At 67.0% G+C, this 12,261-nt stretch carries 12 protein-coding genes and 1 pseudogene; 9 read left to right on the forward strand and 4 right to left on the reverse strand.

Annotation, left to right across the window (positions count from 1 at the left end; translation table 11 throughout):
* Positions 1–31 precede the first annotated feature (31 nt).
* Positions 32–1,150 carry an NDMA-dependent alcohol dehydrogenase gene (locus A5698_RS05390; RefSeq protein ID WP_068294137.1) on the forward strand — a complete coding sequence of 373 codons (1,119 nt, stop codon included), beginning with the start codon at positions 32–34 and terminating at the stop codon, positions 1,148–1,150.
* Positions 1,147–2,058, forward strand: coding sequence for a hypothetical protein (locus tag A5698_RS05395; protein WP_068294140.1), 912 nt, complete (start codon positions 1,147–1,149; stop codon positions 2,056–2,058). Before A5698_RS05390 ends, A5698_RS05395 begins: the two co-directional genes overlap by 4 nt.
* On the opposite strand, the gene fadA6 is transcribed toward A5698_RS05395, so the two are convergent.
* Entirely contained in the window at positions 2,042–3,199 is a 1,158-nt protein-coding gene (gene fadA6 / locus A5698_RS05400) for a steroid 3-ketoacyl-CoA thiolase FadA6 (RefSeq protein ID WP_067084427.1), read from the reverse strand. The two genes, A5698_RS05395 and fadA6, sit on opposite strands and share 17 nt — an antisense overlap.
* A gap of 2 nt (positions 3,200–3,201) precedes the next feature.
* Positions 3,202–3,792, reverse strand: a complete 591-nt coding sequence (gene kstR2 / locus A5698_RS05405) for a TetR family transcriptional regulator KstR2 (protein ID WP_084792275.1) — start codon at positions 3,790–3,792, stop codon at positions 3,202–3,204.
* Between the two features lie 108 nt (positions 3,793–3,900).
* Between kstR2 and A5698_RS05410 the strand changes: the two genes are divergently transcribed.
* Positions 3,901–4,119, forward strand: coding sequence for a hypothetical protein (locus A5698_RS05410; protein WP_067287848.1), 219 nt, complete (start codon positions 3,901–3,903; stop codon positions 4,117–4,119).
* Here the strand turns inward: A5698_RS05410 and ipdF are convergent.
* Both ipdF and ipdE1 read right to left on the reverse strand, forming a co-directional pair.
* Positions 4,116–4,910: a (5R,7aS)-5-hydroxy-7a-methyl-1-oxo-2,3,5,6,7,7a-hexahydro-1H-indene-carboxyl-CoA reductase gene (gene ipdF, locus A5698_RS05415; protein WP_068294143.1), complete on the reverse strand. Its 795-nt coding sequence runs from the start codon at positions 4,908–4,910 to the stop codon at positions 4,116–4,118. The two genes, A5698_RS05410 and ipdF, sit on opposite strands and share 4 nt — an antisense overlap.
* The gene (gene ipdE1, locus A5698_RS05420) at positions 4,907–6,055 is read right to left on the reverse strand and encodes an acyl-CoA dehydrogenase IpdE1 (RefSeq protein ID WP_068294146.1); all 1,149 of its coding nucleotides are present in this window, start codon (positions 6,053–6,055) and stop codon (positions 4,907–4,909) included. Before ipdE1 ends, ipdF begins: the two co-directional genes overlap by 4 nt.
* A gap of 48 nt (positions 6,056–6,103) precedes the next feature.
* Here ipdE1 and fadD3 point away from each other — a divergent pair, with 48 nt between their 5' ends.
* The 6 genes and pseudogenes from fadD3 to A5698_RS05450 all read left to right on the forward strand — a co-directional run.
* Entirely contained in the window at positions 6,104–7,672 is a 1,569-nt protein-coding gene (fadD3, locus tag A5698_RS05425; RefSeq protein WP_068294151.1) for a 3-((3aS,4S,7aS)-7a-methyl-1,5-dioxo-octahydro-1H-inden-4-yl)propanoate--CoA ligase FadD3, read from the forward strand.
* A complete protein-coding gene (locus A5698_RS05430) occupies positions 7,672–8,796 on the forward strand; it encodes an acyl-CoA dehydrogenase family protein (RefSeq protein ID WP_067084442.1) in 1,125 nt (374 codons plus the stop codon). Before fadD3 ends, A5698_RS05430 begins: the two co-directional genes overlap by 1 nt.
* A gap of 4 nt (positions 8,797–8,800) precedes the next feature.
* The gene (locus A5698_RS05435; RefSeq protein WP_067084446.1) at positions 8,801–9,757 is read left to right on the forward strand and encodes an acyl-CoA dehydrogenase family protein; all 957 of its coding nucleotides are present in this window, start codon (positions 8,801–8,803) and stop codon (positions 9,755–9,757) included.
* The gene (gene ipdE2 / locus A5698_RS05440; protein WP_068294154.1) at positions 9,754–10,695 is read left to right on the forward strand and encodes an acyl-CoA dehydrogenase IpdE2; all 942 of its coding nucleotides are present in this window, start codon (positions 9,754–9,756) and stop codon (positions 10,693–10,695) included. Before A5698_RS05435 ends, ipdE2 begins: the two co-directional genes overlap by 4 nt.
* Before the next feature lie 52 nt (positions 10,696–10,747).
* A complete protein-coding gene (locus A5698_RS05445; protein ID WP_197500585.1) occupies positions 10,748–11,860 on the forward strand; it encodes a pyridoxal phosphate-dependent aminotransferase in 1,113 nt (370 codons plus the stop codon).
* Positions 11,861–11,929: 69 nt separating this feature from the next.
* Positions 11,930–12,261: pseudogene (locus A5698_RS05450) on the forward strand (HNH endonuclease); the annotation flags it as partial.

The following is a 12,261-nucleotide window of genomic DNA, read 5'->3' on the forward strand; positions in this document are numbered from 1 at the left end:
ATCCGGGCGCGGGTTTCCTACACTCGCGCCCATGAAGACGAACGCCGCCGTCCTGTGGGGACTCAACGAGCCGTGGAGCATCGAGGAGATCGACCTCGACGGTCCGAAGGAAGGCGAGGTGCTCGTCTCGTTCGAGGCGACCGGGCTGTGCCACTCGGACCACCACGTCGTCACGGGTGATTTCGCCGGTGTGCCGCTGCCGATCATCGGCGGCCACGAAGGGGCCGGTGTCGTCGTCGAACTGGGGCCGGGCGTGCGCGACCTCGAGGTCGGCGACCACGTGGTCAGCTCGTTCCTGCCCGCGTGCGGACGCTGCCGCTGGTGCGCCAGCGGGCATCAGAACCTGTGCGACCTCGGCGCGCTGATCCTGGTCGGTCTCCAGGCCGACGGCACATACCGGCGCAAGGTTCAAGGCAAAGACGTCGGAATCCTCTCCGGCGTGGGCAGTTTCTCCCAATACGGGACGCTGTCGGAGGCGTCGGTGGTCAAGATCGACGACGACTTTCCACTGGCCCGGGCCTGCCTGCTGGGCTGCGGGGTGATGACGGGCTGGGGTTCGGCCGTGAACACCGCCGACGTCAGCCCCGGCGACACGGTCGTGATCATCGGCTGCGGTGGAATCGGAAGCGGTGCGATCCAGGGCGCGCGACTGGCCGGCGCGGAACACATCGTCGTGGTCGAGCTCGTGGAGGACAAGCGGGAGAAGGCATTCGAGTTCGGCGCCACCCACTTCGTGACGTCCATGCCCGAGGCCATGGAGCTGGTCGGTGAACTCACCCGCGGCGTGATGGCCGATTCCGCGCTGCTGACCATGGGCGTGCTCGAAGGCCGGATGATCGACGAGGCGCTGAACATCATCCGCAAGGGCGGCGCGGTCGTCATGACCGCGATCGCCTCGATGGCCGACGTCACGCCGACACTGTCGATGGCGATGATGACGCTGTTCCAGAAGCGGCTGTTGGGCAGCCTCTACGGCGAGGCCAATCCGCGCGCCGATATCCCGCGGCTACTCAACCTCTATCGCGACGGCAAGCTCTTGCTCGACGAAACCGTCACTGCGGAGTACAAACTCAACGACATCAACGAGGGTTACGACGACATGCTCGCGGGGCGCAACATCCGCGGTGTGATCATCCACGACCACTCGTGACGGCCGGCGGACCACAGGTGCGCTGGCTGTCGCATGTGCGGTCGGTGCTGGGTACCGAGATCCACGCCGTCCGTAATCGCAAGCTCGACCTGAATCCCGCCGATCTCACGAGATTCACGTTGCCGTTGATGTTGGGCCTTGCCGGTGTGTTCGCCTTCGGCGCCGTGCCGCTGGTCGTCATCCGTAGCAGTGTCAGCACCGATGACGTGCTGGTTCCGCTGGTCGGTTCGCTGGCCCTGACCGCGGTGGGCACGGCCGTGATGACTTGGCTCATCGCCATCGTCGTCTCCGGTCTTGTGCTGATGGTCTTCTACCGAACCAAACCTACGACGTCGTCGCGCTTGGTGATCCGCACGGTCGTCGACTCGTTCGACCGCGTCAGTGACACCGCGGCGCGGCTGGCCACGCTCGCCCTGGTTGCCGGGCTCGTCGCGCTGGCCATCGGGCTGCCAACTCGTCGCGACGACGAGTTGGCGCATCCGGTCATCGACGACCTGCTCACCGCGCAGATCGGGGTGCTGCTGGCGGCGCTGGGCGTCGCCTACCTCGCCGAAACGGTGCGGTGCGCCGCCGAGCTGGTGGATCGGCAGTCGCTGCTGCTGGCATGGCCATGGTCGCTCGGGATCTCATGTGTCAGTTGGGTTGTCGCGACCACCATCGGTCCCTTCGAAACGACCCGCACGTTGGAGGTCCTGCTCAACGAGTGGCTCCCGGCAACGGTGAACGGGACCTCGAGGGCCGACGTCATCGCCGATCTCCTGCCCGCGAGCGCCAACTGGTGGGCGGCCGTCGCTCCGCTGCCCGTGATCACCCTGATATGGATCTTGGAGGCGCGCCGAGACAACGGGTTCGTTGAGATACGCGAGCTGATACGAAGTGAGCGCGCTGACCTCAGAGGCGTTCGATGATCGTTACGTTCGCGGTTCCGCCGCCTTCACACATCGTCTGCAGGCCGTAGCGACCGCCGGTGCGCTCCAACGTGTTCAGCATTGTGGCGAAGAGCTTGGCGCCCGTCGCGCCCAGCGGATGGCCGAGTGCGATCGCCCCGCCGCTGGGGTTGACCTTGGCGGGGTCGGCGCCAGTCTCTTTCAGCCACGCCATCACGACGGGCGCAAAGGCTTCGTTGATCTCGACGGTGTCGATGTCGTCGATCGACAGGCCGGTCTTCTTCAACGCGTACTCCGTTGCGGGGATCGGCCCGGTCAACATGAACACCGGGTCCGCGCCGCGGGCGCTGATGTGGTGAATGCGGGCACGCGGCTTGAGACCGTGCTCCTTGACGGCCTGCTCAGAGGCCAACAGCACCGCGCTGGCGCCGTCGGAGATCTGGCTGGCCATCGCGGCGGTCAGCCGGCCGCCGTCCACCAGGGTCTTGAGACCGGCCATCTTCTCCAGTGAGGTGTCGCGGGGACCTTCGTCGGTGACGAAACCGTCGACCGGAATGATCTCGTTCTCGAAGTAGCCGGAGCGGATCGCCTCCTGCGCACGCTGGTGGCTCGTCAGCGAGTACTGCTCCATCTCCTCGCGGGAGATGTTCCACTTCTCTGCGATCAGCTCGGCGCCGCGGAACTGTGAGATCTCCTGGTCCCCGTACCGGTGCAGCCAGCTCTTCGATTCGTTTGTGGGAGAAGTGAATCCGAATTGCTCGGCGACGGTCATCGCCGACGAGATCGGAATCTGGCTCATGTTCTGCATTCCGCCGGCCACGATCAGGTCGGCCGTTCCGGACATGATCGCTTGTGCGCCAAAGGAAATAGCCTGCTGGCTGGACCCGCACTGGCGATCGACGGTGACGCCCGGCACCTCCTCGGGGAAGCCGGCCGCTAGCCATGAGAGCCGGGCAATGTTGCCGGCCTGCGGTCCGATCGCGTCCACGCAGCCCCCGATCACGTCATCGACGGCGCCGGGATCCACGTCGACGCGATCGAACAACCCGCGCCATCCAGCCGCGCCCAGATCTACCGGGTGTACCCCGGCCAGCGATCCGTTGCGCTTACCGACTGCGGTGCGAACAGCGTCGATGACATAGGCCTGTGAAGCTGCAGCCATGATCAGTCCTTCTCTCTTGTGATGCCACCAAGAACGATAGCGAGGTACTGACGGCCGACTTCCTCGGCCGTGAGGGGCCCGCCCGGCTGATACCAGCGGACCGAAACCCATGTCGTGTCACGGATGAACCGGTACACCAGGTCGACATCGATGTCGGGCCGAAAGTAGCCCTCCTCGACGCCCTGGTTGAGCAGGTCGAGCCACATCTTGCGCTGCTCTTTGTTGCGCTGCTCGACGTAGGAGAACCGCTCCTGCCCGGACAGCCGCTTCGCCTCGTCCTGATAGATGACCACCTGCGCGTGCCGGTGTTCGATCGCCTCGAACGAGGTCATGAACAGGCCCTTGAGGCGTTCCAGCGGGTTGGGCTCGGTGTCGACGATCTCCTGGTACCGCGCGAACAGCCAGTCGAGGAAGCCCCGCAGGACCTCGTCCACCATTTCCTCCTTCGAGGAGAAGTGGTGATACAGGCTGCCGGAGAGGATGCCCGCGGAGTCGGCGATGTCGCGCACCGTCGTCGCGCGCAGGCCGCGTTCGGCGAACATCTTCGCCGCGAGCTCGAGCAGCTCATCCCTACGCGTCGGCGGCTGGCTCACCGACGGTTGCTTCTGTGGCACCTGACCCACTGACACAGGGTATCAACCAAGCGCTTGCTCGGCTACTGCCGTGTGCGTTCTCGATCCGAGGTTCGGTACACATGAGCGGTGACCGACGCGGCCTGGATCCCGGTTGGCTGGGGTGCCATCGCCGTGTTCATCGCCATCTCTCTCGGGTATCGCGATGCCCGCCGGCCCATCGCCGCTGAACAGAAAATTCAACTCGGGCTCTTGACGGTGCTGACCCTCGGTGCCTTCCCAATCCTTTATCTGATCGCCTACAAAGCGGGCACGCGGCGGACCGCCGATAGACGGGTCACCAGCTAAGCCCGCTGACTCGACACCGAAATCACCTCTCCAGTCAGGTAACTGGAGTACTCACTGGCCAGAAACACGATCGTCGCGGCGACCTCCCACGGCTCGGCCGCACGGCCGAACGCCTCGCCCTCCGACAGCCGGTCCAACAGATCCGAGCTGCTGGTCTTCTCCAGGAACTTGTGCCGCGCGATGCTCGGGGACACCGCGTTGACACGCACCCCGTACTCGACCGCCTCGACCGCGCTGCACCTCGTCAGCGCCATCACTCCGGCCTTGGCCGCCGCGTAATGCGACTGCGAATGCTGTGCCCGCCAACCCAATACGCTGGCGTTGTTGACGATCACGCCACCGTGGTCGGCTTCGCGGAAGTACCGCAACGCCGCGCGCGTCGCACGCATCACCGAGGTCAGCGTGACATTGAGGACGCGGTCCCACTCCTCGTCGGTCATGTCGATGACCGGTGTCTGTCCGCCCAGGCCCGCATTGTTGACCAAGACGTCGAGCCGGCCCAGCCGCGCCGTCGTCGACGCGATCAGCGCATCCACCTGCGCGGTCGACGTGACATCGCACACGACGCTCTCGACGCGGCCCAAGCCGAGTTCCTGCAAGTGATCGCGGGTCTCACCCAGCCGTCGCTCGTGGTGATCGGACACGACCACGTCGGCCCCCTCGGCCAGCGCTCGACGTGCCACCGCGGAGCCGATGCCTGTGCCGGCCGCGGCCGTCACGACGACGACCTTGCCGGTCAGCAGGCCGTGTCCCTCAATCTCTTTCGGAGCTGCGGAAAGATCCTTCGTCACCCTTTTGGTTCCCTCGGTAGGCCGAGCACCCGCTCGGCGATGATGTTGCGCTGCACCTCGTTCGATCCGCCGTAGATGGTGTCCGCCCGCGAGAACAGGAACAGCCGCTGCCACTCGCTGAAGTCGCCGTCGGTCAGCGCCAGACCTTCGCGGCCGAGTACGTCCATCGCGATCTCGCCGAGCTCGCGATGCCAGTTGGCCCACAACAGCTTCGAAACGTTGTCTTGACCCGGTTGCTCGACGTCCATCGTCGCCAGCGCATACGACCGCATCGTCCGCAAGCCTGCCCACGACCGGGCCAGCCGCTCGCGGATCAACGGGTCATCCGCCGCGCCAGTGCGTTTGGCCAACTCGGCCACACCGGACAGCTCGCGTGCGTACTCGATCTGCTGCCCCAGCGTCGACACCCCGCGCTCGAACGTCAGCGTGCCCATGGCCACCCGCCAGCCGTCGCCAGGCTCGCCCACCACCAACGACGCATCCGTGCGGGCGTCATCGAAGAAGACCTCGTTGAATTCCGAATCGCCGGTCAGCTGCACGATCGGGCGGATCTCCACCCCCGGCTGATCCAACGGCACCAACAGATACGACAGGCCCGCATGCCGCTTGGAACCCTTCTCGGTGCGGGCCACGACGAAGCACCACTGCGCCCAGTGCGCCAGCGACGTCCACACCTTCTGGCCGTTGATCACCCACTGGTCGCCGTCGAGTTCGGCGGTGGTCGCCACGTTGGCGAGGTCGCTGCCCGCACCCGGTTCGGAGTAGCCCTGGCACCACAACTCGGTGACGTCGAGGATCTTCGGCAGGAAGCGCTGCTGCTGCTCGGGGGTGCCGTACGCGATCAGCGTCGGCCCGAGCAGCTCCTCACCGAAGTGGTTGACCTTTGCCGGCGCGTTGGCGATCGCATATTCCTCGTAAAACGCGACTCGGTGCGCAACCGACAGCCCGCGCCCGCCGTGCTCTTCGGGCCAACCCAGGCACGTCAACCCGGCCGCTGCCAGATGCTGATTCCACGCTCGGCGCTCCTCGAAGACCTCGTGCTCTCGCCCCGGCCCGCCGAGCCCCTTGAGCGCGGCGTACTCGCCGACGAGGTTGGCGGCAAGCCAGTCACGGACCTCGGCCCGGAACTCCTCGACCTCAATCACCCTTGTAGGCTAACCTACCAAGCACTTGCTTTGTTAGAGGAGCATTCGATGACGCGGGGCCACGGCCGAAGGCCAACGGACGATCAGCGGACCATCCCCGGGGTCCTCGACCGGATCGCCGACCGGTTCTCCGACCACGATGCGCTGGTCACAGACGGTCGCACCTTCACCTTCGCCCAGCTGCGCGACGAGGCTCGCAGGGCGGCCGCAGCGATGATCGCCCTCGGCATCACGACCGGTGCTCGCGTCGCCATCTGGTCGCCGAACACGTGGCACTGGGTCGTCGCCTGTCTGGCCACCCACTACGCGGGCGGGGTCGTCGTCCCGCTCAACACCCGCTACACCGCGAGCGAGGCCACCGACATCTTGTCCCGCACCGGGGCGCCGTTGCTGTTCGCATCGGGTGAGTTCCTCGGCGCCGATAAGGCCGCCTCCATCGACCGCGCCGCCCTCCCGCAGCTACGCCACGTGGTCCGGGTGCCGATCGAGAAGGACGACGGCACCTGGGACGACTTCATCGCCGCCGGCACCGACCTGGATGCGGTGGACACCCGCGCCGCCGCGGTACAACCCGACGACGTGTCCGACATCCTGTTCACCTCGGGCACCACCGGCCGCAGCAAGGGCGCGCTGTGCGCGCACCGGCAGTCGCTCGACGCCCCCGCGGCCTGGGCCGAGTGCGGCCGGCTCACCAGCGACGACCGCTATCTATGCATCAACCCGTTCTTCCACAACTTCGGATACAAGGCGGGCATCCTCGCCTGCCTGCAGACCGGCGCCACGCTCATCCCCCAGCTGACGTTCGATCCCGAGAAGACGATGGCCGCCGTGCAGGAGCACCGCATCACCGTGCTGCCGGGACCGCCGACGATCTACCAGACGCTGCTCGACCATCCCAAGCGCGCCGACTACGACCTGAGCTCGCTGCGGTTCGCGGTCACCGGTGCCGCCACGATCCCGGTCGTGTTGATCGAGCGTATGCAGACCGAACTCGACATCGACATCGTGCTGACCGCCTACGGCCTCACCGAGGCGAGCGGTTTCGGCACGATGTGCCGTCCCGACGACGACGCGGTCACCGTGGCCACCACGTCCGGACGCCCCATCGCCGATTTCGAACTGCGCATTGACAATCCGGGAGAGGACGGCGCGGGCGAGGTGCTGCTGCGTGGTCCGAACGTGATGCTGGGTTACCTCGACGACCCCGACTCCACCGCCGCGGCCATCGACCCAGAAGGCTGGCTGCACACGGGTGATGTCGGCACCGTCGACGAGAACGGCAACCTGCGCATCACCGACCGTCTCAAGGACATGTACATCTGCGGCGGGTTCAACGTGTACCCCGCCGAGATCGAGCAGGTGCTGGCACGGTTGGACGGCGTCGCCGAAGCTGCCGTGATCGGTGTGCCGGACGATCGCCTCGGCGAGGTCGGCAAGGCCTACGTCGTACTCAAGCCCGGCGCCACTCTCGCCGAGGACACCGTAATCGCCTACACCCGGCAGCATTTGGCGAACTTCAAGGCTCCCCGATCGGTGGAGTTCCTGGATGCGTTGCCACGGAACGCCGGGGGCAAGGTACTCAAACCACAGCTGCGCGAGAGGGCCGGATCTTCCTGATGGACCTTAATTTCGACGACGCCACACTCGAGTTCCAGGCCGAGGTGCGCGAGTTCCTCGCCAAGAACCGGGACTCGCTTCCGACGAAGTCCTACGACACCGCCGAAGGTTTCGAGCAGCACCGCCGCTGGGACAAGGTGCTCTTCGACGCCGGCCTGTCGGTGATCACCTGGCCCCAGAAGTACGGCGGCCGCGACGCCAGCCTGCTGCAGTGGGTGGTCTACGAGGAGGAGTACTTCCGCGCCGGCGCCCCCGGGCGCGCGAGCGCCAACGGCACGTCGATGCTGGCCCCCACGCTGTTCGCGCACGGCACCGAGGAACAACTCGACCGAGTCCTGCCGAAAATGGCCAGCGGCGAGCAGATCTGGGCCCAAGCCTGGTCGGAACCCGAGTCGGGCAGCGATCTCGCGTCGCTGCGGTCGACCGCCACCAAGACCGACGGCGGCTGGCTGCTCAACGGCCAGAAGATCTGGAGTTCGCGCGCGCCGTTCGGCGAGCGTGCGTTCGGGCTGTTCCGGTCCGACCCGGAAGCCGAGCGGCACCGTGGGCTGACCTACTTCATGTTCGACCTCAAGGCCGACGGCGTCACGGTCCGCCCGATCGCTCAGCTGGGTGGCGACACCGGCTTCGGCGAGATTTTCCTCGACGACGTCTTCGTGCCCGACAACGACGTCATCGGCGAGGTCCACCAAGGCTGGCGAGCGGCGATGAGCACGTCGAGCAACGAACGCGGAATGTCGCTGCGAAGCCCCGCCCGATTCCTGGCCCCCGCCGAACGGCTTGTGGCGCAGTGGAAACAGAACCCCGATCCCGCGATCGCCGACCGGGTCGCCGATGCCTGGATCAAGGCACAGGCCTACCGGCTGCACACGTTCGGCACCGTGACCCGCGTGGCTGCGGGTGGCGAGCTGGGCGCCGAGTCGAGTGTGACCAAGGTGTTCTGGTCCGACCTCGACGTCGCCATCCACCAGACCGCACTGGACATGCGGGGGGCGGATGCCGAGCTGGCCGACAACTGGACCGAAGGCCTTTTGTTCTCGCTCGGTGGCCCGATCTATGCGGGAACGAACGAGATCCAGCGCAACATCATCGCCGAGCGCCTGCTGGGCCTGCCGCGAAAGTAATGACATGAACTTCGAATTGGACGAACAGCAGCGCGATTTCGCCGCCAGCATCGACGCCGCTCTCGGTGCCGCCGACCTGCCTGGCGCAGTTCGGGCCTGGGCCGCCGGAGACCCCGCACCGGGCCGCAAGGTGTGGGCGCAGCTGGCTGATCTCGGTGTAACAGCACTTCTGGTGCCCGAGAAATACGACGGTATCGACGCCCATCCGGTCGATCTGGTGGTCGCCGCCGAACGGCTCGGCCGGTGGTGTGTGCCCGGGCCGGTCGCCGAATCCATCGCGGTCGCACCGGTTCTGCTCGCCGACGATGAGCGCAGCGCCGCCTTGGCGTCCGGTGAGCTGATCGCGACGGTCGCCCTGCCTCCGCAGGTGCCGCGCGCCGTCGACGCCGACACCGCGGGGCTGATACTGCTCGCCACCGACAGCGCGGTCCACGACGGCGCCGCGGGCACACAGCATGAATCGGTCGATCCGAGCCGAAAGCTGTTCGACGTCAATGCCTCCGGCGACGCCAAGCCCGCCGACGTGGCGCGGGCCTACGAGTTCGGCGTCCTGGCGACGGCGGCCCAGCTGGTGGGCGCCGGACAGGCGATGCTGGACATGTCGGTCGAATACGCCAAGCAGCGCAGTCAATTCGGCAAGGTGATCGGCAGCTACCAGGCGATCAAGCACAAGCTCGCTGATGTGCACATTGCGGTGGAGCTGGCCCGCCCGCTGGTGTACGGGGCGGCATTGTCGCTCGCCGAGGGATCCGCCGACACTGCACGCGACGTCAGCGCCGCCAAGGCCGCGGCCAGCGACGCTGCTCTGCTCGCGGCGCGGTCGGCGCTTCAGACACACGGTGCGATCGGCTTCACCCAAGAACACGACTTGTCGCTGTGGCTGCTGCGCGTTCAGGCGCTGCGCTCGGCATGGGGAGATCCCGCGTTGCACCGTCGCCGAGTCTTGGAGGCCCTCTCGTGAGCGAAGAACGCCAACTGCTGCGCGAGACGGTCGCCGCGCTGGTGGACAAACACGCCTCGCCCGCTGCGGTGCGCCGGGCGATGGAATCCGAACGCGGATACGACGAATCGTTGTGGGCGCTGCTGTGCGAACAGGTGGGCGCCGCGGCCCTGGTGGTGCCCGAGGAGCTCGGCGGTGCGGGTGGTGAGCTCGCCGACGCCGCCGTCGTGCTCGAGGAGCTCGGTAAGGCCCTGGTGCCGACGCCGCTGCTGGGCACCACCCTCGCCGAGCTGGCCCTCCTGGCGGGGGACGAACCCGATGCCGAAGCGCTCGAGGGACTCGCAGAGGGCTCGCGGTTGGGCGCTGTCGTGTTCGACGCCGGCTACGTGGTCCACGGAGACATCGCCGATGTGGTGATCGCCGCCGACGGCGACCGGCTGTCGAGGTGGACACGGTTCACCGCGCAACGTGTCGAGGCGATGGACCTGACGCGCCGGCTGGCTCGCCTCGATGCGGACGAGACCGTCGACATCGGCGCGGACCCGGGCCTCGCCGACACCGCGGCGCTGTTGCTGGCCGCCGAGCAGATAGGCGCCGCGTCGCGCTGCCTCGATCTCACCGTGCAGTACACCAAGGACCGGGTGCAGTTCGGCAGACCGATCGGCAGCTTCCAGGCGCTCAAACACCGAATGGCGGACCTCTACGTCGCTGTGCAGAGCGCACGCGCCGTCGTCGACGAGGCGATCGCCGCGCCGTCACCGACGTCGGCAGCGCTGGCCCGGTTCACGGCCAGCGAGGCCTTCACGAAGGTCGCCGCGGAGGCGGTCCAGATGCACGGCGGCATCGCGATCACCTGGGAGCACGACATCCAGCTGTACTTCAAGCGTGCGCACAGTAGCGCCCAGCTGCTCGGTCCTGCGCGCGACTACCTGCGCAGGCTCGAATCCGAAGTGTTCTAGCGTTGGACCCGTGAGCGCATCGCTGCGTGCCGGAATACCGCCTTTCTACGTCATGGATGTGTGGCTGGCCGCCGCCGAGCGCCAGCGCAGTCATGGTGACCTCGTGAACCTGTCCGCGGGCCAGCCCAGCGCGGGTGCCCCAACGGCAGTTCGGGCGGCGGCCAAGGCGGCCCTGGAGACCGACGTCCTGGGTTATACGGTCGCGCTCGGGATCCCGGAGCTGCGTGCGGCGATTGCGAGTTCCTACCTGGATCGGCATGGGCTGCACGTGAATCCCGACGACGTGGTGATCACCACCGGTTCGTCGGGTGGATTCCTGTTGGCGTTTCTCGCCTGTTTCGACGTCGGTGACCGGGTCGCGATCGCGAGCCCGGGCTACCCCTGCTACCGCAACATCCTCTCCGCGCTGGGCTGTGAGGTCGTCGAGATGCCATGTGGTCCCGAGACGCGCTTCCAGCCGACGGTGCAGATGCTCGAGAGTCTCGACCCGCCTGTCAACGGTGTCATCGTCGCCAGCCCCGCCAACCCCACCGGCACGGTGATTCCGTCCGAAGAACTGTCCGCGATCGCTTCCTGGTGTGCGTCGCGGGGCGTAAGGCTAATCAGCGATGAGGTGTATCACGGGCTGGTCTACGAGGGTGCGCCGACCGCGAGCTGCGCCTGGGCGACATCGCGGGATTCGATTGTGGTGAACAGCTTTTCGAAGTACTTCGCGATGACGGGGTGGCGGCTCGGCTGGCTGCTCGTTCCCGACGAACTCCGGCGCGCGGTCGACCGTTTGACCGGAAACTTCACGATTTGCCCACCCACGTTGCCGCAGTACGCCGCGGTCGCCGCGTTCACCCCGGAGTCGATCGCCGAATCCGACGCACTGCTCCACCATTACGCCGCCAACCGCGCGATGCTGCTCGACGGCTTGCGCGCCCTGGGAATCGACCGGCTGGCTCCCACCGATGGTGCGTTCTATGTGTACGCCGACGTCTCGCACCTGACCTCGGATTCGTTGTCGTTCTGTTCGAAATTGCTCGCCGACACCGGAGTTGCGATCGCGCCCGGCATCGACTTCGATCCGACCCGTGGCGGTTCCTTCGTCAGGCTGTCGTTCGCGGGGCCGTCGTCGGACATCGAGGAGGCGCTGCGTCGTATCGGTGCCTGGCTGGGCTGAGCTCGTCCGCTCAACAGGCCTGACCAGGCACGACGCCGCTTGTCGGTGGCCGCGTGTAGCGTCTTGTGCATGTTCGAAAGTCTGTTCGATATCGACCCGGCCGCCTCGGAGGCGGACCTGCGGGAGGCGGTCGAGCGGTTCGAGCGATTGAAGTCGTCGGCCGCCGCAGCACAGGCCCGCGCGACCGCGTTGTGGAAGGCGAAGCGCCGCGCTGCCGAGGAGGCCGCGGGTGTGCCGGCGAACCGTCGGGGCCGTGGCCTGGCAAGCGAGGTCGCGTTGGCACGTCGTGACGCGCCGGTGCAGGGCGGCCGTCATCTCGGTTTCGCCACGGCCCTGGTCGATGAGATGCCCTACACCCTGGCGGCCTTGGAGTCCGGAGTGCTTTCGGAGTGGCGCGCCAC

Origin of the sequence: Mycobacterium sp. E136, assembly GCF_001666865.1 — a bacterium.
Lineage (GTDB): Bacteria > Actinomycetota > Actinomycetes > Mycobacteriales > Mycobacteriaceae > Mycobacterium.

Bases quoted from the DNA above. Each gene is read 5' to 3' on its own strand.
- fadA6 (WP_067084427.1), bottom strand. From the start codon at position 3,199: ATGGCTGCAGCTTCACAGGCCTATGTCATCGACGCTGTTCGCACCGCA.
- A5698_RS05435 (WP_067084446.1), top strand. From the start codon at position 8,801: ATGAACTTCGAATTGGACGAACAGCAGCGCGATTTCGCCGCCAGCATC.
- fadD3 (WP_068294151.1), top strand. From the start codon at position 6,104: ATGACGCGGGGCCACGGCCGAAGGCCAACGGACGATCAGCGGACCATC.
- A5698_RS05445 (WP_197500585.1), top strand. From the start codon at position 10,748: ATGGATGTGTGGCTGGCCGCCGCCGAGCGCCAGCGCAGTCATGGTGAC.
- A5698_RS05430 (WP_067084442.1), top strand. From the start codon at position 7,672: ATGGACCTTAATTTCGACGACGCCACACTCGAGTTCCAGGCCGAGGTG.
- A5698_RS05390 (WP_068294137.1), top strand. From the start codon at position 32: ATGAAGACGAACGCCGCCGTCCTGTGGGGACTCAACGAGCCGTGGAGC.